Below are 769 nucleotides of genomic sequence, written 5' to 3' on the forward strand. Positions count from 1 at the left end.
CGGTCACCGCCACCGCCCTGCTGGAGCACGCCCTGCGCCCGCTCGCGGCGCCCCCGCCCCGGCACGGCGTGGCCCACGCGGTCAGCGGCGGCGTGGCCGTCCTGCCCGGCCTCGCCGGACTGGAGCGGTACGAGGTCCCGCTGCTCCTCACCGAACACGGTGTCTATTTGCGGGAACGTTACCTCGGCTACCGCACCGCCCCCTACCGCTGGCCGGTGAAGGCCGTCGTCCTCGGCTTCTTCCGGCTGCTGGCCGAGGAGAGCTACCGCCGGGCCGCCCTCATCACCCCCGGCAACCGCTACAACCGGCTCTGGGAGGAACAGGGCGGCGCCGACCCCCGGGCCATCCGCACCGTCTACAACGGCGTGGATCCCGCCGCCTTCCCGCCCGCCGGACCCGAACCCGACCTGCCCACGCTCAGCTGGGCCGGCCGCGTCGACCCCATCAAGGACCTGGAGACCCTCATCCGCGCCTTCGCCCTGGTCCGCAAGGAGATACCCGAGGCCCGGCTGCGGCTCTTCGGCGGCACACCCCGCGGCGGAGAGGCGTACCGGGAACGCTGCGAGGCCCTCGCCGCCGAACTGGGGCACGCCGACGCCGTCACCTTCGAAGGCCGGGTCGAGGACATCAAGGACGCCTACGCGGCCGGGAACGTGGTGATGCTGTCCAGCATCAGCGAGGGCTTCCCGTTCACCCTCATCGAGGCCATGTCCTGCGGCCGGGCCACCGTCTCCACCGACGTCGGCGGTGTCCGGGAGGCCGTCGGCGA

The 769-nt window shown here is 73.5% G+C and carries 1 protein-coding gene; it reads left to right on the forward strand.

What is annotated here, in order from left to right:
* Positions 1-769: GT4 family glycosyltransferase PelF (gene pelF, locus CCN44_RS42465; protein ID WP_143650507.1), on the forward strand; the 769-nt coding region annotated here is incomplete at both ends.

The sequence above is a fragment of the Streptomyces tricolor genome, from assembly GCF_002155905.1.
Lineage (GTDB): Bacteria > Actinomycetota > Actinomycetes > Streptomycetales > Streptomycetaceae > Streptomyces > Streptomyces tricolor.